The following is a 24871-nucleotide window of genomic DNA, read 5'->3' as shown; positions in this document are numbered from 1 at the left end:
AACCAAATGGTCATCGCGCCCCCGGCTGACGGAAAGATCGTGCCCCGCATCGCCGCGCGCCCTATCACGCCGTCCGACCCGGCGCAATCGGGCTGCGGTGCGTTATCGGTGGCTCGCCAGCATGGCGTCGATACGCGCGATGTTCGCTTCGAGTTCCGCTCTCACCTGACTGTCCGCCGGCGCGCTGGCGGCGAGCGGCGCCCAGAGGTCGCGGGCCGCCTGAAGATCGCCGGCGCGGGCCAGCGCGAGCCCGTAGAAATAGCGCGGCGCAGGCGCTTCAGGCGCGATCTCGAGTGCGCGGCGATAGGCGAAGGCTGCGCCGGGCGACACCGCGCCTTCGCCATGCGCGACCAGCGCATTGCCAAGGCCCAGCCAGAGATTGGGGTCGTTCGGCGTCGCGCGCAGGCCCGAGAGGAGCACATTGGCCGCTTCCCTGGTCTTGCCCTGCCGCGCCAGACCATCGGAGAGCATCATCCATTGCGCCGCCGGGCCGAAGCGTTCGGCAAGGCCGCGCCGTTTTTCGGCCAGCGCCTCGTCGAACCCCTCGCCCTTGGCCTCGCGCTCCTGACGCGGCGCGCCGGCGAAGCCGGGATGCCCCTGCCAGGCATAGCCGGCAAGGCCGAGCAGCAGCGCGGCGGCGGTGATCTCCCGCGCGGATCGGGGGATACGGCCGACGAACAGTAGCGCAGCGAAGGCGAGCGCCGCTCCGACAAAGGCGATGATCCAGCCTGTCATGGCTGCTTCCCTCGTTTGATCCGGCCGCGCAGCAGCAGCAGCCCCAGCGCCAGCAATAGCAACGGCGCGGCCCAGAGCGGCCAAAGGATCGGGGCGGCGGTAGGCTCATAACTGACCCAGTCGCCATAGCGGGAAATGAGCCATTGGCGGATCGCCTCGGGCTTCTCCCCGGCCATGATCCGCTCGCGAATCTGGGAGCGCATGTCGCCGGCCATGCTCGCGCCCGAATCGGCGATCGACTGGCTCTGGCAGGTGAGGCAGCGGATCGTTTCCATCAGCGCCCTGGCCTGCCGCTCCTGCGCCGGGTCGGGTATCTGGCGGTCGGCCCAGGGGGCGGGCGGCAGCGCGGTCTGCGCGGCCAGCGGCGTGGCGAGCAGGGCCAGCAGTAGGGCGACAAGCCGGGTCATTGCGCGTCCCTCAGCCGATCGAGGATCATGGGCACGTCGTCGGCGCGGATGTCGCCGATATGCTGGTAGGCGATGCGCCCCTGCCCATCGATGACGAAGCTCTCGGGAACGCCCGACGAGCCGAGCGCGATCTGGACGGCGCTGCGAGCGTCAAGCCCGATGCGAGCATAGGGATTGCCATAGCGGGCGAGGAAGCGGTCGACATCGGGCCGGGCGTCGCGGATGGCGATGGCGTCGATCTCCACGCCCGCCTGCTTCAAGGCCATGAGCTGCGGCGCTTCGGCGGCGCAAGGGACGCACCAGCTGGCGAAGATGTTGAGGAGGCGCGGCTTGCCGGTGGCAAGCTGCGTGCTGGCGAGCGGGGGGCGGTCGCTGGCGGCGGCCGGGAGCGAGAAGGCGGGGAGTGGTTGGCCCACAAGGCGCGAGTGGATGACGCGGTCGTCGGGCCGGAACAGGCCGCTCGCGAACAGGCCGACGAAGGCCAGCAACAGCATGAGCGGCAGCCAGATGAAGAGCCTCCTCACGCCAGCGCCCTCCGTGACCGCCACTTCGCCAGCCAGCCGCGCTTTTCTCGCCCGACCAGCGCCAGCGCGCCGCCCAGTGCGATCAATATGCCGCCGAGCCAGATGAGCGTAACGAAGGGCTTCCACCAGATGCGCATCTGCCAGCGGCCGCCCTCCACCTCCTCACCCAGAACGACGTAGAGCTGGCCGTTCCAGCGGGTCAGCAGCGCCGCTTCGGTGGTGGTGGTCGGCGGCGAGGCGAAGAAGCGGGACTGGGGGTGGATCGCCACCGCCGCGCCGCCCCGGTCGACCGTCATGTCGGCCTGGAGGGCGGTCCAGTTGTCGCCGGCGACCGGCAGGATACGATCGAAGCGGAGAGTCCAGCCGGCGGTCTGGATGGTGTCGCCGGGGCGAGCGGCGACCAGCTTCTCGACGGTGAAGGCCGAATCGCAGGCCATGCCGGCCAGGCTGACGGCGCAGCCGAGATGCGCGATGACCATGCCCCAGGTGAAAAGCGGGGTCCGCAGCAGCTTGCGGCGCAGCAGCGGAAGGACACTGGCGCAACCTGTCAGAATCGCGACAAAAAGGCCGAAAAATGGCAATATTCCAATGTGATGCCCCACTAAAGCGAACAGCGAAGTGAACAGCAGAATCGCTATTACCACAGGCACCCAAATTCGTTTCGATATCGAAACAAGATCGTCCCGCCGCCAGCGCATCATCGGCCCCACCGCCATGACGAGCATCAGCGCGAGCGCCAGTGGCCCCGCGATCCGATCGAAATAGGGCGCGCCGACCGAGACCTTGTGGCCGAAGGCTTCGGTCATCAGCGGATAGAGGGTGCCGATGAGCACGATGCCGAGGATCACCGAGAGCAGCAGATTGTTGACCACCAGCGCGGTTTCGCGGCTGACCAGCTCGAACGGTGCGCCCTCGCGCACCGATCCGATCCGCCACCCAAACAGCGCCAGCGCGCCGCCGATATAGAGCGCCAGCAGCGCCAGGATGAAGCTGCCGCGAGTCGGATCGACGGCGAAGGCGTGGACGCTGGTGAGGATGCCCGAACGGACGAGGAAGGTGCCGACCATCGACATGGAGAAGGCGACGACGGCCAGCATGATCGTCCAGGCGCGAAGGCCATCGCGCGTCGCCAGCACGGTGACGCTATGGAGGAGCGCGGTCGCGGCGAGCCAGGGCATCAGCGAGGCGTTCTCCACCGGATCCCAGAACCACCAGCCGCCCCAGCCCAGTTCATAATAGGCCCAATAGCTGCCCGCCGTTATGCCCAGCGTCAGCAGCACCCAGGCGCCGAGCACCCAGGGGCGCATCGCGCGCGCGAAGGCGGCGTCGACGGTGCGGGTCAGCAGCGCGCCGACCGCGAAGGAAAAGGCGACCGACAGGCCGACATAGCCGAGATAGAGAGTCGGCGGGTGGAAGGCGAGGCCGGGGTCTTGCAGCAGCGGGTTCAGCCCCTGTCCGTCGGGCGGCGGCGGATCGATCCGGGCGAAGGGGTTGGAGGAGAAGAGCAGGAAGGCATAGAAGCCGAGGCTGATCGCCGCCTGCGCGCCGAGCGTCGCCATATGGGTCGCGCGGGTGAGCGCCCGCTCGAACAGCGCGACGGCGGCGCCGGCGACACCCATCACCGTGACCCAGAGCAGCATCGACCCTTCATGATTGCCCCAGGTGCCGGCGAATTTATAGAGCCAGGGCTTGGCCGAATGGCTGTTGGTCGCGACCAGCAGGACCGACATGTCGGACCGCAGGAAAAGGGCGATGAGCAAAGCGAAGGCGATGGCGGTCAGCACGCCCTGCGCCACGGCGGCGGGGCGGACGGCGGCGAGCAGGTCGGGCTTGCCGCCTTTCAACCCCGCAAAGGCGAGGAAGAGTTGAAGCAGCGCTAGGGCGGCGGCGAGCCAGAGGGCGGCGAGGCCGGCTTCGGCGATCATGGGTGGTCATCTCGCATCGACCATCCTCCCCTGGAAGGGGAGGTGGCAACCCGTAGGGTTGACGGAGGGGTGTCCCGTTCACGAGAGGGCGACACCCCTCCACCATTCGCTTCGCAAACGGTCCCCCTCCCCCTCAGAGGGAGGATCATCAGCTGTCCCCTCACCACTCCACCTTCATCTCATGGATGGATTCATTGTAGCTCATCTCCCCCGTCATGGGTTGGCTTCTCCCGCGGCCCGCTCTCCCCTGGAAGGGAAGGAACGCCGGGGCGGCGGCGAGCCAGAGGGCGGCGAGGCCGGCTTCGGCGATCATGGATTTTGCCTGCTTGCCAAGCCCGTTCGGGCTGAGCGAAGTCGAAGCCCTACACAGAGCGCAGCGAAGTGACCTCCCTTCGGTCGGTCTGGCCCTTCGACAGGCTCAGGGCGAACGGTATATTCAACCCGGATCACCGCTCCACCTTCATCTCGCGGGTGGCTTCATCATACTGCATCCCCTCCAGCTCGCGGGGCATGTAGCGTTCGTCATGCTTGGCGAGGAGGTTGGTGGCGACGAAGGTGCCGCGTCCGTCGAACGCCCCTTCCGCCACGACGCCGCTGCCTTCCTTGAACAGGTCGGGGGCGATGCCGCTGAAGGTGGCGGGCACGGTCGCCTTGCCGTCGGTGACGTCGAAGCGGATGGTGACCCCGTCGCGCGCGCGCTTGAGGCTGCCCTTCACCACCATGCCGCCGAGGCGGATCGCCTTGCCCGGCTCCACGCCCTTGGTCTTCACATCGGCCGGCGCATAGAAATAGGCGGCCTCGTCCTTCAGCGCCGAGGCCGCCAGCAACCCCGCGCCGACGATCGCCGCGAGCGCGACCAGCGCCAGGATCAGCCGTTGATGCTTCGCCTTCATGTCAAAGCGCCTCGGCCGCCGCTTCGGCGCGGCGCATCGCGCGCCAGCTCATGAGGCTGACGAGCCCGGTTCCCAGCGCCGTCACCGCATAGGCGGCGATCACGAAAGCCCACTGGTTCATCTTATCCTCTCGCGAGGCGCTGCATCCGCGCCTCCACCTTGTTCTGCGCCAGGATCGTGCGCATCCGCATCAGCACGATCGCACCGAACCAGAGCGAAAAGCCAAGCAAGGTCAGCCCCAGCGGCCAGAGCAAAGCCGGTTCGATGCTCGACCCGCGCAGAGTGATGCTCGGCCCCTGGTGCAGGCTGTTCCACCAGACGACCGAGCGGTTGATGATCGGGATGTTGACCGCACCGACCAGCCCGAAGATCGCGGTGACGCTGCTTGATCCGCCCTGCCCGTCGCGCGCGCTGGCGTTGGCGAGCGCGATATAGCCGAGATAGAGGAAGAGGAGGACGAGCATGGAGGTCATGCGCCCGTCCCATTCCCACCATGTCCCCCAGGTCGGCCGGCCCCAGATCGAACCGGTGGCAAGACAGATGGCGGTAAAGAGCGCGCCCGGCGCGGCAATCGCGCGACCGGCGACGGCGGCGAGCGGATGCCGCCAGACGAGCTGCATCAGCCCGGCGACCGCAATGCCGGTCCATCCCCCCATGCCGAGCCAGGCGGCGGGCACATGGATATAGAGGATGCGCACCGTATCCCCTTGAAGATAATCGGCCGGGGTGACGAACAGGCCGCATCCCGCGCCGACGAGAATCAGCGCCAGCCCCGACCAGAACAGCCAAGGGGTGAGCGGACGCGCGATCTTCAGGAAGCGGGCGGGATTGGCGAAACGATGCATCAGGCTCGCGTGTGTAGCGGCGCGCGAAGCAGCGCGCCAGTGGGGCATTTTGCCGATGTCAGGCCCGCCGAAACGCTGCGTTGCCGCCACCGTTCCGCTTTTTTGTGACAAGGAGGCGACAAACCAGCCTTTAGCCCCTATATGCGCGCCGACGGGCGGCCCGGTGGGCGCGCCAGAAACGGCAACGGAACCGGTTCGCACCCATGATTAGCACCAATCCCTTCGACGACGACAAGTTGCGCGAGGAATGCGGCATTTTCGGCGTTTCGGGCGGCGAAACCGCTTCGGCCATCGTCGCTTTGGGGCTTCATGCGCTCCAGCATCGCGGGCAGGAAGCGGCCGGCATCACCAGCTGGGACGGGCATGAATTCCACACCCACCGGGCGATGGGCCATGTCGCGGGCAATTTCGACCGGGACGAGGTGATTCGCGCGCTTCCGGGCGAAAGCGCGTGCGGCCATGTGCGCTACTCCACCACCGGCGAGACATCGCTGCGCAACGTCCAGCCGCTCTATGCCGAGCTGTCGTCGGGCGGCTTCGCAGTGGCGCATAACGGCAATATCTCCAACGCGATGCGGCTGCGGCGCGAGCTGATTCGGCGTGGGTCGATCTTCCAGTCGACGTCGGACACCGAGGTCATCATCCATCTGGTCGCGACGTCGAGCTATCGCACGCTGCTCGACAAGTTCATCGACGCGCTGCGCCAGGTCGAGGGCGCCTATTCGCTGATCGTGATGACGCCCGAGGGCATGATCGCTTGCCGCGATCCGCTGGGTATCCGGCCGCTGGTGATGGGGAAGCTGGGGGATGCGACGATCTTCGCGTCCGAAACCGTGGCGCTGGACGTGGTCGGCGCGGACTATGTGCGCACGGTCGATCCCGGCGAGCTGGTGATCGTGACCAATGGCGGCGACATCCGGTCGCACCGCCCCTTTGGCGAGACCAATCCCCGCCCCTGCATCTTCGAGCATGTCTATTTCAGCCGGCCCGATTCGATCGTGGATGGCTCCAGCGTCTATTCGGTGCGCAAGGCGATCGGCGCGCAGCTGGCGATCGAAATGCCGGTCGAGGCCGACTATGTCATCCCGGTGCCCGACAGCGGCGTGCCGGCCGCGATCGGATACGCGCAGCAATCGGGCATCCCCTTCGAGCTGGGCATCATCCGCTCGCACTATATCGGCCGCACCTTCATCCAGCCGGGCGACAAGGTCCGGCACCTCGGCGTCAAGCTGAAGCACAACGCCAATCGCGCGCTGATCGAGGGCAAGCGGATCGTGCTGATCGACGATTCGATCGTGCGCGGCACCACCAGCCTCAAGATCGTGCAGATGATGCGGGAAGCCGGCGCCGCGGAGGTGCACATGCGGATCGCGTCGCCGCCGACCAAGCATAGCTGCTTCTACGGCGTCGATACGCCCGAGCGCACCAAGCTGCTGGCGCACAAGCTGGACATTGGCGGGATGCAGGATTTCATCCACGCCGACAGCCTGGCCTTCATTTCGATCGACGGCCTCTACAAGGCGCTGGGCGAGGCGAAGCGCGCGGACATCCGGCCGCAATATTGCGACGCCTGTTTCACCGGGGATTATCCCACGACCCTGACCGACCAGGACGAAGTGGCGGTGCAGAACCAGTTCGAGCTGCTCGCCGAACGGGTGGTCTAGCCGTCTCTCCAAAAAGTTCCTTTTACCGTCACCCCGGGCTTGACCCGGGGTCACGCTTCCTTACGCGACAAAGCGGGACCCGGATCAAGCCTGTCCTGAGCCAGTCGAAGGGTCCGGGGTGACGATGATGCAGGCCAATGGAATTAGCATGACAGACACTCTCCCCCTCTCCGGCAAACTCGCCCTTGTCACAGGCGCTAGTCGGGGGATCGGCGCGGCGACGGCGGAGGCGCTGGCGCGGGCCGGGGCGCATGTGGTGCTGACCGCGCGGACCGTGGGCGGGCTGGAGGAGGTTGAGGAGCGCATCCATGCCGCCGGTGGCCACGCGACGATCGCGCCGCTCGACCTGATCGACGGGGACAGCATCGGCCGGCTGGCGCAGGCGATCGCGGGACGATGGGATGCGCTCGACATCCTCGTGCTGAACGCCGCGACGTTGGGATCGTTGGCGGCGGTGCAGGCGATCGACGCCAAGGAGTTCGGCCGGCTGCTTTCGCTCAATGTCGGCGCACCCCAGGCGCTGATCGCGGCGTTCGACCCGATGCTGCGCGCGAGCAAGGACGCGCGGGTGGTGGCGCTGACATCCTCGGTCGCACGCCCTCGCGCCTATTGGGGCGCCTATGGCGCGTCCAAGGCAGCGTTGGAGACGCTGGTCGGCGCTTATGGCGAGGAAGTGCGGAACATCTCCGCCATCCGCACCTATATCGTCGATCCCGGCGCGACTCGCACCGCGATGCGCGCCCGCGCTTTCCCCGGCGAAGATCCCGCGACGCTCAAGGGGCCGGAGACCGTCGCCGAAACGATCGTCGATCTGGTGAGCGGCGACACGCCGAGCGGGGAGCGTATCAGCGTCAGGCGGGCTTGACCAAGGTCACCTGCGCCACGTCAATGCCGCCACCCCGGAAGCCGCCCTCGCAATAGATGAGATAATAGCGCCACAAGGCGACGAAATGCTGGTCGAAACTGGCCGGCAGCCGCCCCTGCTCGATCGCCCGGTCGAACCGCTCGCGCCAGCGGCGCAGCGTTTCGGCGTAATGGAGGCCGAAGCGTTTCTCATCGCGCCATTCAAAGCCCTGCGCCTCCGCCAGCGCGCGGAAGCGGCTTTGCGACAGCAGCATCCCGCCGGGAAAGACATAGGTCTGGATGAAATCCGCGCCGGCGGCATAGCGATCGAAAATGGCGTCGTCGATCAGGATATACTGGATCGCCGCACGACCGCCGGGCTTCAGCAGCCGGTGAATCGCGGCGAGATAGGTGGGCCACCAGGCTTGCCCCACGGCCTCCACCATCTCGACGCTGGCGATGGCGTCATAGCTGCCTTGGGCGTCACGATAATCGGTGAGAGAGATTTCCGCGCCGGAACCAAGCCGGTCGCGGGCATAATCCGCCTGCTCGGTGGAGAGGGTAAGGCCGGTATAGCGGATCGCCTGGCGCTCCATGGCGCGCTCCGCCAGCGCCCCCCAGCCGCAGCCGATTTCCAGCAGAGCGTCGCCATCCTGGAGGTCGAGGCGGTCGAGGATCGCGTCGGCCTTGCGGCCCTGCGCCTGTTCCAGGCTTTCGATCCGGCTGTCAGGATCGCGGAACAAGGCGCTGGAATAGTGCATGTTCCGGTCGAGCCAGAGGCCGTAGAAGTCATTGCCCAGATCATAATGATAGGCGATGTTGTGCCGCGATCCGCGCCTATGGTTGCGCCGCGCCCAGTGGATCAGACGGCCCATCCAGCGCGCCGGGCCGTTGGGCCGGGCCACCTGCCCCAGTGCGGCGGCATTGCGCATGAAGAGGGCGAAGAGCGGCACGGGGTCGGGGCTGGACCACTCACCCGCCGCCCAGGCGCGATACCAGCCCGCCGATCCGCCGCTCGCCAGCCGGAGCAGCGCGCGCCAGCTATGCAGATTGACGATGCAGGACGGGCCATCGGCGCGGCCGCCCAGAAGCCGGCGCGTGCCGTCGGGCAGGCTCGCTTCCAGCGCCCCCTGCTCCAGTCCCGCGTCGATCCGGTCGAGCATCCGGTGGAACAGCGGCGCGGTCCAGCGGGAAAACCGGGTGGGACGCCCGCTTATCGGCGGGCGCCGCACGGACAGGGCCGGACGGCCGCGACGGGGATCGGTGGCATTCATGACGTCATATCTGCCGCAAGCGGCCGGGATCGGCAATCACCCCTTCATCCGGCGATAGGCGGCGAGCGCCCGCTCTCTCCCTTCCCTGTGGCCGATGATCTTCGCGGGATAATCCTGCGGCCGGGCGTCATGCGCGTCGGGATCGTGGATCGCCGCGTCCGATAGCGGGGCGAGTTCGGGCACCCACTGGCGGATATAGTCGGCAGCGTCGAATTTCTCCGACTGGCTCAATGGCGCCATGATCCGGGTGAAGAGATTGGCGTCCACGCCGCTGCCCGCGACCCACTGCCAGTTGACGCTATTGTTGGCATAGTCGGCATCGACCAGCGTGTCCCAGAACCATTGCGCGCCATGCCGCCAGTCGATCAGCAGATGCTTGATGAGGAAGCTGGCGGCGATCATGCGGACGCGGTTGTGCATCCAGCCTGTCGCCCAGAGCTGCCGCATCCCCGCGTCCACGATGGGATAGCCGGTGCGACCGCGCTTCCAGGCGATAAAGTCGGCGCGGGCCTCCCGCAGGTCGCGCCAGGGCAGGCGATCGAATTCGGCGCGGGCGTTTTGCGAGCCATAGGCCGGCAGTTCGCATATCTGCGTATGGGCATAATCGCGCCAGATCAGTTCCTTGAGGAAGACTTCTGCAGTCTTTCCCGAAGAGGAGACGCGATGCCAGACATAGGCGGGGGAGACTTCGCCGAAATGAAGATGGGGCGAGAGGCGCGACGTGCCTTCGACCGACGGAAGGTTGCGGGCGGTGGGATAATCGCCCGCCTCGTCAAGAAAATCGGCGACATGGCGGCGCGCGCCCTCCTCGCCCGGCGTCCAGTCGGCGGCGAACCCCTTGGCCCAGTCGGGCTTGGTGGGAAGCAAACCCCAGTCGGCAAGCGAGTCGCTCTGCGGCCAGCGGGCCGGCGCGTCGATCCGGCGCGGCGCGGGACGGGGCGGGGCCGGCGGCATATGCTCCATCACCGCGCGCGAGAAGGGCGTGTATATGCGGTAGATGCCCCCCGCCCCCGTCCGCACCGCCCCCGGCGGCAACAGCAACCCGCCATCGTGCAGGCAGAGGTCGAGCGCCTTGGCCACCGCCTTTTCGGCATTGCGGCACCAGTGTTCATAATGGCGCAGCGCATGGACGCGGGACGCGCCGGTCTCCTTCGCAAGCTGCGCCAGCACCGTCGCGCATGTGCCCCGCCGCAGGATCAGGCGCGATCCCTTGGCTTTGAGCGACTCGTCCAGCGCGGCGAGGCTGTGATGCAGCCACCAGCGCGACGCGCCGCCCATCGCCCATATGCGCGGGCTTTCATCGTCCAGCACATAGACCGGGATGACCGGCCCTTCGGCGACCGCGGCGGCGAGCGCGGCTTGATCGGACAGGCGCAGATCCTGGCGGAGCCAGAGCAGGACGGGATCGGGCATCATAAGCCAATGCGCGCGCACTCGCCCGGTTCCAAGCGGTCCTTGGGCCATATTGCCGCCCACCGCTTATCCCAAATGAAGCCGCAGGCGATTCGCGCGATGGACGCCGCGCGCCGCCCCGCTTATCCTGAGTCGGCGACGAGACAGGGCGTCGACGGCAGGTCAGGGGGCGCACCTTGCCGGGTCATGACGGATTTTGGGGATCAGATGGCTTCGACGCCGAACGAACAGGAATTGGCATACCGGCCATGCGTCGGCATCATGCTGGTCAATATGGATGGCAAGGTCTTCGTCGGCCAGCGCCTCGATAATATGGTCGAGGCGTGGCAGATGCCGCAGGGCGGAATCGACGCGGATGAGGACGCCCGCACCGCTGCGCTGCGCGAGCTGCGCGAGGAGACGGGCATTGGCCGCGAGCATGTCGAGATCATCGCCAAGGCGAAGGACGAGCATTTCTACGACCTGCCGCCCGAGCTGGTCGGCAAGCTGTGGGGCGGGCGCTATCGCGGGCAGCGGCAATTTTGGTTCCTCGCCCGCTTTGTCGGGCAGGATAGCGACATCGACATCAACACCGAGCATCCCGAGTTCCGGGAATGGAAATGGGCCGAGCCCGAATCGCTGCCGGAGCTGATCGTGCCGTTCAAGAAGAAGCTCTACCGCGACATTCTTCAGGAATTCAAAGCGCTTATTTAGGGGCTTAAAATCTCCGGTCGGGGCGATATGACGGACAAATGCGCCTTTGTCTGTTCGCCCCCGCCCTGCTGATCGCCGCTGTCCCTGCTCACGCTTATGCCGCCGATGGCGCTCTGCTGCCGCCGGCCGTGCGCGAAATGCTGGAGGCGGCGATCGCCAATGGCAACGAGACCGAGATCGCCACCGTCGCCAAGATCGCGGTGCAGACCAACCCAGCGTCGGCAGACGAAATCCAGCGCATGGTGGGTCGCTGGAAGGAGCGGACCAAGGCGACGCGCGACATGGTGGTGCGCGAGGCGCGCTTCACCGAATTATGGACCGGGCGGATCGAGGCGGGCGGGTTTCGATCGACCGGATCGACCCGCGAAATCGGCATCAGTGTCGCCGCGACGACCACCCGCACCGGCATCCAGTGGAGCCACAAGCTGACCGCCAGCGCCGATTACCGCCGCGCCAACGGGGTCACGTCGCGCGAACGCTATTTCGGCAGCTACGAGCCGCGCTACCAGTTCGACCCGCGCGGCTTCGCCTATGGCCTGGCGCAGTTCGAGCGGGATACCTCAATCGGCTATGACGCGCGCTATACCGGATCGGTCGGCGTCGGATATAAGCTGATCGTCAGCAAGCCGGTCGATCTTCAGGCGGATGTCGGCCCGTCGATCCGCCATGCCAAATATGCGTTGGGCGAGCGGGAGACGAAGCTGGGCGTGCGCGGATCGATGGCGTTCGCATGGCGCGCGACGCCGACGCTGACGCTGCGACAGACGGCGGCGGGCTATGCGGAGAGCGACGTGTTTTCGCTGAACGCGCTGAGTTCGATCGAGTCAAAGGTCAGCACGCGGCTTTCCGCCGCCCTGACCTACACGGTGCAGTATGAATCGGAGACGATCCTCCAGCCGAGCGGGCTGGACACGCTGAGCCGCTTGACCTTGACATATGATTTCTAAACCGCGCAATAATCGTGCGACGGTGGAGGGACACTCCCCATTCTGGTAGAGGATAGGGATGACGCTTTCGTCCGCCGAACAGCAGCTATTGGACAGGGCCGCCGCCGCCCCGATGCTGCCGCAGGTGCAGGATTGGGCAGCGATCAACAGCGGGTCGCGCAACCTAGCGGGGCTAGCGGCGATGGCGGGGCGGCTGGCGGATGCCTTCGCTGTGCTGCCGGGCGCGTTGACGCTGGTCGAGCCTGCCCCGGTCGAGAGCGTCGCGGCAGACGGGACGGTGGCGCTGATCGAGCATGGTCGGCACCTCCATCTGTCGGTGCGGCCGGATGCGCCGGTGCAGCTGCTGCTGACGGGGCATATGGATACGGTGTTCGCCGCCGACCATCCGTTTCAGGCGCAACGATGGCTGGAGCCGGGAATTCTGAACGGGCCGGGCGTCGCCGACATGAAGGGCGGGATCGCGGTGATGCTGGCGGCGCTGGGGGCGATCGAGGCGACCGATGCCGCCGCTACCCTCGGCTACACGGTCGTCATCAACAGCGACGAGGAGGTCGGCAGCCCCTCCTCCGCCGCGCTGCTGCGGGACGCGGCGGCGGGCAAGGTCGCCGCCTTCACCTATGAGCCGGCCTTGCCGGACGGGACTTTGGCGGGCGCGCGGGCGGGGAGCGGCAACTTCTCGATCATCGTCACCGGCCGCAGCGCCCATGCCGGACGCAACCCGGAAGAGGGCCGCAACGCGCTGGTCGCCGCCGCCGATCTGGCGTTGCGGCTGAAGGCGGGGAGCGGCGCGGCCTGCTCGTGCAACCCGGCGAAAATCGACGGCGGTGGGCCGAACAATGTCGTGCCCGACCATGCGGTGCTGCGCGTGAATTTCCGGCCGCGAACGCCGGCGGACGAGATCGCGGCGCGCGCGCTCATTCAAGCGACCATGGCGGCGGTGGCGCGGGATCATGACGTCCGCCTGCATCTCCATGGCGGCTTCGGCCGCCCGCCCAAGCCGATGGACGCGAAGGCGGAGCGACTGTTCGGGCTGGTGAAGCGCTGCGGCGCGGATCTGGGGCTGCCGATCGGCTGGCGCGATACCGGCGGCGTGTGCGACGGCAACAATATCGCGGCCTGCGGCGTGCCGGTGGTCGACACGATGGGCGTGCGCGGGGGCAGAATCCATAGCGACGCCGAGTTTCTGCTGACCGAGAGCCTGGCCGAGCGGGCGCAGCTGTCGGCGCTGGCGATCTGGCGGATCGCACGGGGGGAATTTGAGAGGGGGATGGCCGCTTGAGCTTCATCATGCGCATCGCGCGCGCGGACGATTTGCAGACGCTGTATGAAATGGCGAAGCTGACCGGCGGGGGTTTCACCAACCTGCCGCCCGACCGCAAGGCGCTCGCCGCCAAGCTGGAGCGGACCGAGAAGGCGCTGGCGCGGACGAGCGAGGGCATCGAGGACGAGCTGATCGTCATGGTGCTGGAGAATGTCGAGACAGGGCAGGTGCGCGGCACATGCCAGATTTTCTCGACCGTGGGGCAGAGCTGGCCCTTCTATTCCTATCGCCTGGGCGTGCTGACCCAGCATAGCCGCGAGCTGGGGCGCACCTTTCGCGCGCAGATGCTCTCGCTCACCACCGATCTGGAAGGGTCGGTGGAGGTGGGCGGCCTGTTCCTGCATCCGCGTGAGCGCGCCGAGGGGCTGGGGCTGCTGCTGGCGCGCAGCCGCTATCTCTATATCCGGGCGCATCGGGCGCGGTTCGGCGACCGGGTGATCGCGGAGCTGCGCGGGGTGATCGACGAGGCGGGCGGATCGCCCTTCTGGGACGGGCTTGCCGGCCGCTTCTTCGGCATGAGCTTTCAGGAAGCGGACGAGTTCAATGCGGTGAACGGCAACCAGTTCATCGCCGACCTGATGCCCAAGACGCCGATCTATACCGCGATGCTGACCGACAGCGCCCGCGCCGTCATCGGCCTGCCCCACCCCAATGGCCGCGCGGCGATGCGGATGCTGGAGACCGAGGGGTTCGAGAATGCGGGCTATGTCGATATATTCGACGGCGGGCCGACGATGGTGGGTCAGGTGGACCAGCTGCGGACGATCGCGAGCGCGCGCGACGTGACGCTGGGCGCGACCCATGCCAGCGGCGGCGACAAGATGCTGATCGCGACCGGAACGCTGGCGCATTTCCGCTGCACCTGGGGTTTCGTGCAGGACAGCGACAATGGCGGCCTGTCGATCGACTCGGCGAGCGCGGCGCGGCTGGGGCTGCAACCGGGGGACGCATTCACGATGGCAGGGCGGGCATGAGCGTGCGCGAGATTAATTTCGATGGGATCATCGGTCCCAGTCACAATTATGCGGGCCTCAGCCTCGGCAATCTGGCGTCGGCGCGCAATGCCGGCGCGGTGTCGCATCCGCGCGCGGCGGCGCTCCAGGGGATCGAGAAGATGCGGGGCAATATCCGCCTCGGCCTCAGCCAAGGCATCTTCCTGCCGCAATGGCGGCCCGACACCGCATGGCTGGCGAAGCTCGGCACCGATGTAGGCCACGCGGAGCCGCACATCCGCGCGGCGGCGATGTCGGCTTCCTCCATGTGGGCGGCCAATGCCGCGACGGTATCGCCGGCGAGCGACACGGCGGACGGGCGCACGCATCTGACCGTCGCCAATCTCGTCACCATGCCGCACCGCAGCCACGAATGGCCGCAGACGCTGGCGCAGTTGCGCCTCGCCTTCTCCGACACGCGCCATTTCGTGGTGCATGATCCAATCCCCGCGCCGTTCGGCGATGAGGGCGCGGCCAATCATATGCGGCTGGCGGAGAGCCATGGAACGCCGGGCGTCGAAGTGTTCGTCTATGGGCGATCGGGCGGGGCGTTTCCTGCGCGCCAGCATGTCGAGGCGAGCAAGGCGGTGGCGCGGCTGCATGGGCTCGATCCGGCGCGGACTTTGTTCGTGGAGCAGTCGGTCGAGGCGATCGCGGCGGGCGCGTTCCACAATGATGTCGTGGCGGTGGCGAACGAGCATGTGCTTTTCGCCCATGAGCAGGCGTTCGCCGACAAGGACGGCTTCTATGCCGCGCTGCGGGTCGCCCTCCCCTGCGTCGAGATTGTCGAGGTGCCAGCGAGCGCGGTGAGCCTGGCCGATGCGATCCGTTCCTACCTCTTCAACGCGCAGCTTGTGACTCTCCCCGATGGCGGCATGGCGCTGGTGCTGCCGACCGAAGCGCAAGAGACGCCGGCGGTGTGGCGCTGGCTGGAAGCGATGGTCGCGGGCAACGGGCCGATCCGGCGGCTGGTTCCGGTCGATGTGCGCCAGTCGATGGCGAATGGCGGCGGGCCGGCCTGCCTGCGGCTCCGCGTCGTCGCCGATCCGGCGCAGATTGATCCGCGCTTTCTGGTGGATGAGGCGAAGCTGGACGGGATCGCGGCGATCGTCGACCGCTACTGGCCGGAAAATATCGCGCCCGACGACCTGAACGACGCGGCGCTGATCGCCCGGATCGAACAATCATGGTTAACGCTTGTTGACCATTTGCAGCTTTCCGGCGACCTCATCCCTTGAGCATCGGGGGATGTCACCGGACGAGTCGCCATGGAACGGATCAAAAGCCTCTTCATCATCAAGACCAAGTTCGAGGCGTTTCTGGTGATCTACGCACTGGCGCTGGGCGCGACGCAGCGGGGGCTGGTCTATCTGGACCAATATCCGGGGCTTGGCGGCAAGCTGCTGGCGCTCGCCTGCTCGGGCGCGGTGTTCATGGCGGGCGGCAAGATATTGGACGCACTGGAATATCAGCGCGGCCTCTGACCCACGATCCCAAGCGAAACGGACCTAAATCCGCTTAGGCGATCCGCCATTTCGATTATCCTTGGCCCTGCAAAAAGCAGGGAGTTCAAGGATTTATGCTTGACGATCGTCGCAGACGCAGCGTGCCCGCGGCTGAACTGGTCCGCAATTTCGCCCATTGGCGCGAGGTCGGATCGCGCGAGCCGGTGATGGTGACCCATCATGGCCGCGAAACGCATATCTTCATGGGGGTGGACCGGTTCCGCACGCTGGCGGTGAGCGATGCCGAAGCGGCCGCGCCGGACCGGACCTTCGAGCTGGCGGCGCGCATCCATCAGGGGCTGATTTTGTGCCGCGCCGACCTCAGCATCAGCTACGCCAATGGCGTGGCGCTCGCCATGACTAAATGCTGGGACCGGCAATTGGAAGGGCAGCTGCTCTGGGACGTGTTCCCCGAGATCAGCGGCACGCTGACCGAAGCGCATATCCGCCACAGCCTGGCGTCGGGCGAGGCGAGCGCAGCCGACATCCCCTCCCCCTTCCGCGACGATAACTGGCTGCATGTGCAGACTTTTCCCTTCGCGCAAGGGGTAGCTCTGATGATGCGGGACATCACCGCCGACATGCAGCGGCACCGGCTGGCCGACGTCAAATCGGCGATCCTCAAGGCCATGAGCGTGCATGGCGGCGTGTCCTATGTGCGGGTGTCGGCGCGGGGCTTCATCGAGATTGCCGACGATAATTTCTGCGCGATGGTGGGGCTGCCGATCGACCGGCTGACCAAGGTGGCGCTCGCCGACCTGGTCGGGCTGGCGGGACGGCCCGCCTTCCGCGAGCAGCTGGAGCGGGTGCTGCGCGGCGACGGCGACCAGAGGGCGACGATCCCGCTCCTCACCAATGGCGGCACGATCGCCGGCGTGGAGGCGGCGATCGCGCGGCTGCACGGCATATATGGCACGGAAGGGGCGATCATCCTCATGACGCCGCAGCCGGGCGACGAGAATATATGAAATCGCGTCCATTCTGGACCGAGGCGACGACATTTCCGCAATCGCTTCGTGCAGGTCGCCAAAGCCTCTCCAACGGGTGGAACGGGACCGCGCAAATTGCGGGGTTTGCGCAGCCAACCGCGCCAACCGGCTGTTGAGCGCGGCCGCATAGCATAAGGGCATGACAGCAATGCCCGCCCCTCCCCTTTCATCGCCCCGCCGCATGGCGCGCGACCAGGCCGGCAGCGTGCTGGTCGAGGCGGCGTTTGCCATCCCCTTGCTGATCCTGCTGCTGAGCGGGATCTGGGCCTATGGCTGCTGGTTCATGACGGCGCATAGCCTGCAACAGGCGGCCAACGATGCCGCCCGCGCATCCGTCGCCGGGCTGACGACCACCGAGCGGCGCGCGCTGGTCGATCAGAGCGTGACCGCAGCGCGCGCCGCTTTCCCCATGCCGGGCGCGCAGACGATCAGCGTCGGCACGGGGGAGAGCGGCGGATATTATACCGTGACGCTCCGGTTCAATCTGACCAACGCACCGATCTTCGCTGCCATCCCTGTGCCGGTGCCCGGCGGCGTGCTGGAGCGCAGCGCGGTCGTGCGGATCAGCAGCCAATGACGGCGCGGCTGGCCAGCGATCGGCGGGGCGGGATCAGCGTGCTGGTCGCCGGGTCGATGTTCATGCTGGCGGGCGCGGCGACGGTGGCGGTCGATCTTGGCTCGGTCTATCTTGCGCGCCGCCAGCTTCAGGGGATTGCCGACGCCGCAGCGCTGGCGGCGGCGGATGGCGGGCGCACCGCCGCCGAACAGTTGCTGGCGCAGAGCGGCGTTAGCGGCGTGACCATCGCCAGCGTAGAGAGCGGGAGCTATGCCGCCGATGGCGCGGTGCCGGTGGCGGATCGCTTCCAGACCGGCGGCGCGGGCGGGGCGACCCGGATCGCGGTGCAGCGGCGGGTGCCTTTGTTTTTCGGGCGGCTGCTGGTGGGGCGCGACGGTGTGGATCTGTCTGCCCGCGCGATTGCGGCGCGCAGCGATGCGGCGGCCTTTTCGCTCGGAACCGGGCTGGCTTCGCTGAGCGGCGGCCTGCCCAACATGATCCTGTCCAATCTCGCAGGGACCGAACTCAACCTGTCGGTGATGGACTATAATGGCCTGGTCGACGCCAACCTCGACCTGCTGCACGTCGCCGATGCGCTGAAGGTCCGGCTGGGCCGCGATGGGGAGAGCTATGGCGAATTGTTCGACCGGCAGGTGCCGATCGGCGACCTGCTCGCGGCCATGGCCGACGCCAGCGCCGGCAGCCCCGCTGCCGCCACCTTGCAGGCGCTGGCCGGGCGAATAGCGGGGCGCAGCGTGCGCCTGAGCGACATGATCGATCTGGGGCCGATGGCGTCGGCGGGCAATGCGACCGGCCAGCCGCACATCCTGCTCGACGCTTTTTCGATGCTGCGGATGGTGCTGAGCCCGCCTTCGGGCATGTCGGTGCCGATGGACTTGCGGGTCGCCGTGCCGGGGCTTGCCAGCACAAGGCTGATGCTGGTGGTGGGCGAAGGGCAGACGCGATCGCCGCTGCTGACTGTCACCGCGAAGCATGATGTGGTGCTGCGGACGGCGCAGACGCGCATCTATCTCGAAACATCGGTCGCGACCTTGCTCGGCGGGCTGGGAACGGTGCGGGTGCCGCTTTACGTCGAACTGGCGGCGGCGGAAGCGCGACTGTCCGACATTGTCTGCGGGCCGAACGGGAGCGTCACGCTGGCGGTGACGCCGTCGGTCGGATCGGCGGTGCTGGGCGATGTGGATGTCGGCGCGCTGACCGACTTTTCCACCCCGCCCAACCCGCGTGCTGCTCTGTTGGCGCAGGCGCTGGGCACGCGCGTCACCGCCTTCACCCGTATCGCTTTGGGTGGCACGCAGCCGCAGAGCGTCCATTTCTCGCCGGCCGAGATCAGCGCGGGGCAGGTCAAGACGGTGAGCACGCAGGATCTGACGCAAGGGATTGCGGCGAGCCTCGCAGGCCAGACCCAGGTCCAGATATCGGTCCTGGGGCTGACCGTCAGCAACAGCCCGCTCAGTCCGTTGGTGGGCAGCCTGCTTGGAACAACCGCGCCATTGCTCGACTCGCTGCTGACCAGCGTCACGGCGACGCTGGGCGTGCGGGTGGGATCGGCCGATGTGCGCGTGCATGAGCGGCGCTGCGGCATCGCGCAGATCGTGGCCTGAGCGCGGGTCAGGCCGTTCCAGCCGCCTCCGCCAGAAGCCAGGCGCGGATCGCGGGATCGGTCGCAAGGCCCGCAGCCTTGTGGAAGGCGTTCCTGGCGGCAGCGGTCGCGCCGGTCGCGCGGAGGGCGTGAGCGCGGGTCGCCCAATAGGGCTGATAGGTGGCGATCCGCTCCTGCCCCGTCAACGTATCGAGCGCCGCAAGCGCTGCGGCGGGATCGCCGGCCTGGAGCAGAGTGGCGGCGCGCGCCACCAATATGCCGGCAGTCGGGGCGTGCGCCGCGAGCAGATCATAGAGAGTCAGCAGCGCCCGATGATTGACCGAGCCCTCGATCGGGCGCTGGACATGGACCGACTGGATCGCGGCCTCGCACTGATAGCGACCGAATTGCCCCGCACGGGACGCAGCGGTGAGCAGCCTTTCAGCCTCCGCGATCATCGGCGCGGACCACAGGCGCGCGTCCTGATCGGCAAGCGGCACGAACCGGCCGCTGAGGTCGCGCCGAGCCTCGCGTCGGGCCTCGCAATAGAGCATGAGCGCGAGCAGTCCCTTGGCTTCGGGCGCATCGGGCAGCAGTTCGGCCAGCAGCCGGCCAAGGAAAATCGCCTCCTCGCCAAGGCCGTTGACCGCCGCATCGTCCCCGCCCAGCCCGTCCCAACCCGCGCCATAGGCGGCATATACCGCGTCAAGCACTGGCCCCAGCCGTTCCGGCATCGCTTCCGGCTCCGGGACTGTGAAGCGAAGCCCGGCGTCACGTATCTTGGCCTTGGCGCGCACCAGCCTCTGGCCCATGGTGGCCGGCGCGATCAGGAACGCCGCGCCGATCCGCGCCGCGTCAAGGCCAAGGACCGTCTGAAGCATCAGCGGCGTGCGGGCGGCCGCATCGATCGCGGGATGCGCGCAGACGAACAGAAGCTTCAGCCGCTCGTCGGGGATCATGGCCTGTTCCGTATCGCTCAGCCGGTTGATGGTGCGGCGCTCGACCTCCCCCGATGCTGCTGTGCGCATGTTGTCGTGGCGGGCCGCATTGAGCAGGGTCCGCTTAGCGGCGGTCATCAGCCAGGCGTCGGGATTGGCTGGCACGCCGCGCTGCGGCCAGTGGCGCAGCGCGGCAGCGAAGGCGTCGGCAAGCGCATCCTCCGCCGCTGCGATGTCGCGGGTGCGCGCGGCGAGCAGGGCGACGAGCCGGCCGTAGGAGGCGCGGGCCGCCAACTCCGCCGCGCGCCGGCTCGCCGCTGCTTCGCTCACCCCGCCATGCCGGGGGGCGGCGGCATCACCGGGCGCACCTCGACCGAGCCGTTGGCCGCGCAGGGCGCGCGCGCCGCCCATTCGAGCGCTGCGTCGAGATCGGCGACCTCGATCACGAAATAGCCGCCCAGCTGCTCCTTGGTGTCGGCAAAGGGGCCGTCCTGCACCAGCCGCTGCCCGTCGCGGATGCGCACGGTCGTGGCCGTATGCGGACCCAGCAGCCCGTCGCCATTGATGATGACGCCCGCCTCGCGCAGCGCGCCGATATAGGCATTCCATGCACCCCAGTAGAGCGGCGCCTGTTCGGGATCGTTGCTCCGCCCATATTCCTCGGCGGTTTCGTTGAGCAGCAGCATATATTGCATGGGATGATCTCCTCTGCGTGATGTCCGTGATAGTAGATTGTGTCGGAAGGGGAATGAAAAAGCGCCGGCTCAGGCGAGCCGGTTGCTCCTGCCGGTGAAGAAGGCGGCGGCCAGGGCGCCGGCCGCGACCAGGGTGGAGCCGCCGACGATGATGATCTGGGGCAGGCCGAAAGCGGCGAAGATGCCGAGCAGCGTGTCGCCTGCCGTAAGCGCGACATAGCCGGCAAGGGACAAGGCGAGCAGGGGCAGAGCGGCCCGCCGCTTCAACAGCAACAATGCACACCCGGCCGTCCCGGCGAACACGGCCGCGACGAAGGCAAGGTGCATCCAGAGCGGGAGCCCGGTATAGAGCGCCGCCTGGCTCGAACTCATGCCGCGCGCCATCAACGCAGCCGGATCAGCGCTGACGGTCGCAATGCACTGGATGCAGCCGAAGATGTTCCACCCGAGGGCAAGGCCGATGGACGTCCGGAACAGGCCGGTTTGTGGCGGATAAGCGAGGGTCGTCATGACACGTCTCCGTGGCGAGGCAGACGCGACCATCGCGCTGCTCGATCGGATGACACGCGAGCGTCGGCGATTTCGACAGGAGGATGATTTTTTATTTTCTGGAGATGGCGCCCCGCGCCGGATAAGCATAACGAATATGTATTGCCGTTTGCACTACTATAGAGCCGCCGCTGGGCGTCCGCTGCCGACGTGCGCCGTGCTGCGCCGCCGTTGATAATTCGACGATACTGATCGACCAATTACCAGCCGGCAAGCGCACTGCTCAATAGTATCTGCGGTTGTCAGCTTCTGCCTCCAGGTCGCCGTTGGCGCTTGCTCGATCGATCCTGAAAAGTGGACGTTCGTCCCTGCCGTCAACAAGGCGCAGCAGCTATGGCCGCCGGGCCTATCCGCTCATCCCCCCGAGTGCGCATCCAAGAGTGGTGCCTTTAACAGGGGCGCTGAAAAGGACGTGCTGTGCATCGGCGAGCACGTCCTCCAGATCCCTGAGGAGTGACCCGCCGGCGTTCGTCAGAGCCGGTGCTGCGGTACGCTTTGTTAGTTGTTCCAGAACGAACCTGATTTTCTAACGTATTGCTTGCAGACACGGACCGGTGTGACAGACTAATCCAAGTAGTAACCTGGGGTCTTCTTTGATTCGCGAAGCGTGCGGATGCGATGACAGCTTGCTTGCCAAAGCGAGCTCACTTGCTGGAGGCAGCGAGCTGCAGAAACGGGGAAATGATGCGGAGCTTCTCGGCGGCGCTCAGCCTGATCCTTCTAGGATCGTTTCCGGCGCACGCGCGCGATCCGGTGACGATCGACTATGTCCTGCCGGGGGTGACGGTGACGGCAGGCGTCGCGCAGCGCATCACGAAATGCCCGACGAGCGCCGAGGCGCAGGCGGGCCTTGCCACCGGCGCCGAGGGATTGAGGGTGGAGTTCGCCTACAAGGTCGCGATCGCTGGCAAGCAAGCGCCGCGGCGCCTTGTCCGGTTGGACGCGGAGACTGGGTTCCTAGTGGACCGCGAGACCAAGGTTCAGTTCAATGAGGACTGGTACCTCAAGACCTTCAACGGCAGGACCACCGGCCAAGGCGGCCCGCTCCTCGTCTCGTTGATCAAGGCAGGTGCCGCGGTTCTGGCGATGTCCGCCAATCCGATCCTTGGCGTCGGTCCCGCGGCGGCAGCCATTCGGCCGAACGCCGCCGTGGCGGAGGGCCTCGACCGGCCGGTCGCTCGGCCACGTTATTTTGCGACCCGCTGGTATCTCGAGTGCCAGCCAAAGGTGATCGAGCAGCTCAAGGAGTTGGAGGAGCGCCGCGAAGATGTGGCAGCGCTTGAGGCGCGGGTGATCGGCGGCGATGCTTCGACGACAACCCAGGATCTGCTCACGTTGCGGCGAAGCGAAGTCAGCACGCTGGAAGCGGCGCTGACGATCAACGCCACCTTGAAGGGGGGGCTCGCCCCAGCGCTTGCCGCTGATGCGAGCATCGCGAATCTGGCCGGCCAGATCCCGGCGCCCGACATCAGCCGCTGGTTCCGCGTTACGGCGGTACGCAAGGAGGTTCGCGAGGCGCGGTATGCGATTACGGAGCACGAGCCCAGCATCGCTGCGCTGCTCCAGAAACAGGATCCGCGCATTCCGGGACTCTATGGCTATCAGGTCCGGATCGCGCCGGACGCGAAACTCGCCTCCTGGTTCGGCTGTGATCCCAAGGCCGCCGCGGCGTCGGCCTGCGCTGCCGAGGTGGCCAAGACCGATCCGCTACCCACCCGTGATCTCGTGTTCGTGCGTCCGATCCCGGCCAGCGTGAAGCTGTGGCCCAATCCGGCGCCGTGCGCGGCTGCAACCGTGTGCGAGGCCGACGAGACCTGGGTCGCCGCTGCGGATGCGTCGGGCAGCGGCAGCGTTAAGCTGCCCCAGTTATCGCGCCTGTACACGATGCGGACCGGCGGAAGCATCTTTGGCGGGCGCACGGTGGGCGCAGAGTTCGGCGCGTCGGGCGAACCGATGATACTCCAATATAATATCGGCAGCGGCGGTAAGGACGTGGCGAGCGTGATCGACGCAGGGGTGAGCGGCGCGCAGACGATCCGCGACGCGGAAGGCGCAGCGACCAAGCGCAAGCTCGACGAGCTCAAGAACGCGCGCGATCTGCAGGACTTGCTCGACGAACTTGATGAAGAGGTAAGCTGAGGCGGCTAAGGGTCCATAGGGGCCGCCGCTGTCATCAAGAGGATTGCGCAACATGTGTAGCTGACACGAGCAGCTGAAGGGGATGTTCGATGGCCGAGTTGGAAGAAAAGCATCTCAAGTCGATCATCGCCGACGTGAGCAAGGGCGATCAGTGATCTGCCCCCGCCGAGTGGGCCGATTTGTTTGTTAGTGGATTAAGCCCATCGCCGCCATATCCGGACGGAGGTGGAGCGAAGCGGAACCGGAGGCCGGATATGGCGGTGTCGCCGTTTCTGGTGCCGGTGGTCGGTAGCCCAGGCTGCTGTGAGGGCGAACAGTGTTGTAATGCCGCCGCCATGCCTCGATCAGTACCTTGGCCTCGGCAAGGCTGTAGAAGATCTCGCCGTTGAGCAGTTCGTCGCGAAGTGACCCGTTGAAGCTTTCGCTATAGCCATTCTCCCATGGTGATCCCGGTGTGATGTACAGTGTCTTCACGCCGATCTGGCCCAGCCATTTCTGGACGGCGGTCGCGATAAATTCGCTGCCATTATCGGACCGTATATGCGCAGGCGGACCGCGCGAGATGAACAGATCGGCCAAGGCCGCCAGAACATCCTCATGCTTAAGCTGACGCGCCACGACGAGCGCTAGGCACTCCCGGCTGGCCTCGTCGATGATGGTCAGAATGCGGAACTTGCGGCCATCATGCGTGCGCCCTTCGACGAAGTCGTAGGCCCACACATGTCCCGGATATTCCGGCCGCAGGCGGATGCAGGATCCGTCATTGAGCCATAGACGCCCGCGCTTTGGCTGGCGCTGCGGAACCTTCAGCCCCTCACGCCGCCAGATCCGTTCGACCCGCTTATGGTTCACCGTCCAACCCGCATGGCACAGCAACGCCGTCACCCGGCGGTAGCCGTATCGACCATATTGCTTTGCCACTGCGATGATGTCCTCCGTCAGCGCCTGCTCGTCATCCGCCCCGCGCGGCACCTTGCGTTGTGTCGATCGATGCTGACCCAGCACCCGGCATATCCGTCGCTCGGACACCGGAAGCTCTCGTCGTACATGATCGATGCAGCGCCGCCGCCGCGCAGGGCTCAGAAGTTTCCCTTGGCAGCCTCCTGCAGGATCAGCTTGTCCAGCGTCAGGTCCGAAATCGCCCGGCGAAGACGCTGGTTCTCTCTCTCCAGATCCTTCATACGCCGCGCCTGGTCCGTTTTCAGGCCGCCATATTCCTTCCGCCAGCGATAATAGGTTTGCTCGCTGACCGCGATCCGGCGGCAGGCTTCAGCCGTGCTCGCTCCCTGCGCCAGCACAATCTCAACTTCACGCAGCTTGCCGATAATCTCTTCCGGCTTGTGCTTCTTGCTCGGCATTCATCGTCCCTTTCGTGGTCCAGACTATCATAGTCTCTGGGCCACTCAGCGGGGGGCAGATCA

General features: G+C 66.8%; 25 protein-coding genes. 12 read left to right on the top strand and 13 right to left on the bottom strand.

Going from position 1 to position 24871, the window contains the following annotated elements; all coding sequences use genetic code 11:
* Positions 1–102: 102 nt before the first annotated feature.
* The 7 genes from V2B31_RS16305 to ccmC all read right to left on the bottom strand — a co-directional run bounded on the left by V2B31_RS16305 (position 103) and on the right by ccmC (position 5329).
* Entirely contained in the window at positions 103–735 is a 633-nt protein-coding gene (locus V2B31_RS16305; protein WP_328280475.1) for a tetratricopeptide repeat protein, read from the bottom strand.
* Positions 732–1142: a cytochrome c-type biogenesis protein gene (locus V2B31_RS16300; RefSeq protein ID WP_328280473.1), complete on the bottom strand. Its 411-nt coding sequence runs from the start codon at positions 1140–1142 to the stop codon at positions 732–734. The genes V2B31_RS16305 and V2B31_RS16300 overlap by 4 nt, the downstream gene beginning before the upstream one ends.
* Positions 1139–1666 carry a redoxin family protein gene (locus V2B31_RS16295; RefSeq protein ID WP_328280471.1) on the bottom strand — a complete coding sequence of 176 codons (528 nt, stop codon included), beginning with the start codon at positions 1664–1666 and terminating at the stop codon, positions 1139–1141. The genes V2B31_RS16300 and V2B31_RS16295 overlap by 4 nt, the downstream gene beginning before the upstream one ends.
* Positions 1663–3591, bottom strand: coding sequence for a heme lyase CcmF/NrfE family subunit (locus tag V2B31_RS16290; protein ID WP_328280469.1), 1929 nt, complete (start codon positions 3589–3591; stop codon positions 1663–1665). The genes V2B31_RS16295 and V2B31_RS16290 overlap by 4 nt, the downstream gene beginning before the upstream one ends.
* A gap of 160 nt (positions 3592–3751) precedes the next feature.
* On the bottom strand, positions 3752–3904 hold the full coding sequence (locus V2B31_RS16285; RefSeq protein ID WP_328280467.1) for a hypothetical protein: 153 nt from the start codon (positions 3902–3904) through the stop codon (positions 3752–3754).
* Between the two features lie 133 nt (positions 3905–4037).
* Positions 4038–4484 (bottom strand): cytochrome c maturation protein CcmE, encoded by a 447-nt coding sequence (gene ccmE / locus V2B31_RS16280; RefSeq protein ID WP_328280465.1) that lies wholly within the window; start codon positions 4482–4484, stop codon positions 4038–4040.
* Positions 4485–4606: 122 nt separating this feature from the next.
* Positions 4607–5329: a heme ABC transporter permease CcmC gene (ccmC, locus tag V2B31_RS16275; protein ID WP_328280463.1), complete on the bottom strand. Its 723-nt coding sequence runs from the start codon at positions 5327–5329 to the stop codon at positions 4607–4609.
* Positions 5330–5532: 203 nt separating this feature from the next.
* On the opposite strand from ccmC, the gene purF reads away from it, so the two are divergent.
* Positions 5533–6993 carry an amidophosphoribosyltransferase gene (purF, locus tag V2B31_RS16270; RefSeq protein WP_328280461.1) on the top strand — a complete coding sequence of 487 codons (1461 nt, stop codon included), beginning with the start codon at positions 5533–5535 and terminating at the stop codon, positions 6991–6993.
* Between the two features lie 148 nt (positions 6994–7141).
* Positions 7142–7858, top strand: coding sequence for an SDR family NAD(P)-dependent oxidoreductase (locus tag V2B31_RS16265; protein WP_328280459.1), 717 nt, complete (start codon positions 7142–7144; stop codon positions 7856–7858).
* Here V2B31_RS16265 and V2B31_RS16260 read toward each other — a convergent pair.
* Both V2B31_RS16260 and V2B31_RS16255 read right to left on the bottom strand, forming a co-directional pair.
* The gene (locus V2B31_RS16260) at positions 7845–9110 is read right to left on the bottom strand and encodes a cyclopropane-fatty-acyl-phospholipid synthase family protein (protein WP_328280456.1); all 1266 of its coding nucleotides are present in this window, start codon (positions 9108–9110) and stop codon (positions 7845–7847) included. The genes V2B31_RS16265 and V2B31_RS16260 overlap by 14 nt on opposite strands.
* 36 nt (positions 9111–9146) lie before the next feature.
* Complete coding sequence (locus V2B31_RS16255; RefSeq protein ID WP_328280454.1) at positions 9147–10523, bottom strand: cryptochrome/photolyase family protein; 1377 nt, start codon at positions 10521–10523, stop codon at positions 9147–9149.
* Between the two features lie 207 nt (positions 10524–10730).
* On the opposite strand from V2B31_RS16255, the gene V2B31_RS16250 reads away from it, so the two are divergent.
* The 9 genes from V2B31_RS16250 (at position 10731) to V2B31_RS16210 (ending at position 19151) form a co-directional block, all read left to right on the top strand.
* Positions 10731–11216: an RNA pyrophosphohydrolase gene (locus tag V2B31_RS16250; protein ID WP_328280452.1), complete on the top strand. Its 486-nt coding sequence runs from the start codon at positions 10731–10733 to the stop codon at positions 11214–11216.
* A gap of 38 nt (positions 11217–11254) precedes the next feature.
* Positions 11255–12163, top strand: a complete 909-nt coding sequence (locus V2B31_RS16245; RefSeq protein ID WP_328280450.1) for a DUF481 domain-containing protein — start codon at positions 11255–11257, stop codon at positions 12161–12163.
* A gap of 58 nt (positions 12164–12221) precedes the next feature.
* A complete protein-coding gene (locus tag V2B31_RS16240) occupies positions 12222–13442 on the top strand; it encodes a hydrolase (protein ID WP_328280448.1) in 1221 nt (406 codons plus the stop codon).
* On the top strand, positions 13439–14458 hold the full coding sequence (locus V2B31_RS16235; RefSeq protein ID WP_328280446.1) for an arginine N-succinyltransferase: 1020 nt from the start codon (positions 13439–13441) through the stop codon (positions 14456–14458). The genes V2B31_RS16240 and V2B31_RS16235 overlap by 4 nt, the downstream gene beginning before the upstream one ends.
* Complete coding sequence (locus V2B31_RS16230; protein ID WP_328280444.1) at positions 14455–15714, top strand: N-succinylarginine dihydrolase; 1260 nt, start codon at positions 14455–14457, stop codon at positions 15712–15714. Before V2B31_RS16235 ends, V2B31_RS16230 begins: the two co-directional genes overlap by 4 nt.
* Positions 15715–15744: 30 nt before the next feature.
* Positions 15745–15960, top strand: coding sequence for a hypothetical protein (locus V2B31_RS16225; RefSeq protein WP_328280442.1), 216 nt, complete (start codon positions 15745–15747; stop codon positions 15958–15960).
* Between the two features lie 95 nt (positions 15961–16055).
* Complete coding sequence (locus tag V2B31_RS16220) at positions 16056–16949, top strand: PAS domain-containing protein (RefSeq protein ID WP_328280438.1); 894 nt, start codon at positions 16056–16058, stop codon at positions 16947–16949.
* A 202-nt stretch (positions 16950–17151) separates the two neighbouring features.
* Positions 17152–17547 (top strand): TadE/TadG family type IV pilus assembly protein, encoded by a 396-nt coding sequence (locus V2B31_RS16215; RefSeq protein WP_328280436.1) that lies wholly within the window; start codon positions 17152–17154, stop codon positions 17545–17547.
* A complete protein-coding gene (locus tag V2B31_RS16210) occupies positions 17544–19151 on the top strand; it encodes a pilus assembly protein TadG-related protein (RefSeq protein WP_328280434.1) in 1608 nt (535 codons plus the stop codon). Before V2B31_RS16215 ends, V2B31_RS16210 begins: the two co-directional genes overlap by 4 nt.
* Before the next feature lie 7 nt (positions 19152–19158).
* On the opposite strand, the gene V2B31_RS16205 is transcribed toward V2B31_RS16210, so the two are convergent.
* The 3 genes from V2B31_RS16205 to V2B31_RS16195 form a co-directional block, all read right to left on the bottom strand.
* Entirely contained in the window at positions 19159–20397 is a 1239-nt protein-coding gene (locus tag V2B31_RS16205) for an RNA polymerase sigma factor (protein WP_328280432.1), read from the bottom strand.
* Positions 20394–20762: a YciI family protein gene (locus V2B31_RS16200; RefSeq protein ID WP_328280430.1), complete on the bottom strand. Its 369-nt coding sequence runs from the start codon at positions 20760–20762 to the stop codon at positions 20394–20396. The genes V2B31_RS16205 and V2B31_RS16200 overlap by 4 nt, the downstream gene beginning before the upstream one ends.
* Before the next feature lie 69 nt (positions 20763–20831).
* Positions 20832–21272: a hypothetical protein gene (locus tag V2B31_RS16195; protein ID WP_328280428.1), complete on the bottom strand. Its 441-nt coding sequence runs from the start codon at positions 21270–21272 to the stop codon at positions 20832–20834.
* A 720-nt stretch (positions 21273–21992) separates the two neighbouring features.
* Here V2B31_RS16195 and V2B31_RS16190 point away from each other — a divergent pair.
* Entirely contained in the window at positions 21993–23450 is a 1458-nt protein-coding gene (locus V2B31_RS16190; RefSeq protein ID WP_328280425.1) for a hypothetical protein, read from the top strand.
* A gap of 186 nt (positions 23451–23636) precedes the next feature.
* Here V2B31_RS16190 and V2B31_RS16185 read toward each other — a convergent pair.
* Positions 23637–24808, bottom strand: a protein-coding gene (locus V2B31_RS16185) for an IS3 family transposase (RefSeq protein WP_328280423.1) whose coding sequence is annotated in 2 segments (ribosomal slippage) — positions 23637–24544 and positions 24544–24808 — 1173 coding nt in all. Because the reading frame shifts where the segments join, the coding sequence is not laid out codon by codon here.
* Positions 24809–24871: the final 63 nt, after the last annotated feature.

The organism is Sphingobium sp., from assembly GCF_036170395.1.
Classification (GTDB): domain Bacteria; phylum Pseudomonadota; class Alphaproteobacteria; order Sphingomonadales; family Sphingomonadaceae; genus Sphingobium.
This window is presented reverse-complemented; position numbering and strand designations above follow the sequence as displayed.